Raw genomic sequence first — 256 nt, 5'->3', positions numbered from 1 at the left:
TAAAGAGGGGGATCGCAGAGTGATGAGCCAAGATTGCATCAGTTGTGGTCGCTGCATTGAAGTGTGCCCCACAAAGGTATTTGAGTTTAAATCACGCGGAGCACAGCAAATTCAGGTAAGCACAAAGAGCCCCAGCATCACCAAGTGAGAAGTTAACACAACACTGGTTAAGACGACCCTCAGTTTCTGATAGCTAGGGTTGTCTCGCTTTGGCTCGAACAATAAGTTAAACCCGTGGGCAAGTCCTATCCCAATG

1 protein-coding gene is annotated in these 256 nt (G+C 47.7%); it reads left to right on the top strand.

Annotated features, from left to right (window positions below; all coding sequences use genetic code 11):
• Window positions 1-148: 4Fe-4S binding protein (locus AB4585_RS24085; RefSeq protein ID WP_372171276.1), on the top strand; the 148-nt coding region annotated here is incomplete at its 5' end.
• Window positions 149-256 lie beyond the last annotated feature (108 nt).

The sequence above is a fragment of the Vibrio sp. 10N.222.49.C9 genome (assembly GCF_041474985.1).
GTDB classification, from domain to species: Bacteria; Pseudomonadota; Gammaproteobacteria; order Enterobacterales; family Vibrionaceae; genus Vibrio; species Vibrio crassostreae_C.
The sequence above is the reverse complement of the archived record's forward strand: the minus strand, read 5'-3'. Positions and strand labels throughout refer to the sequence as shown.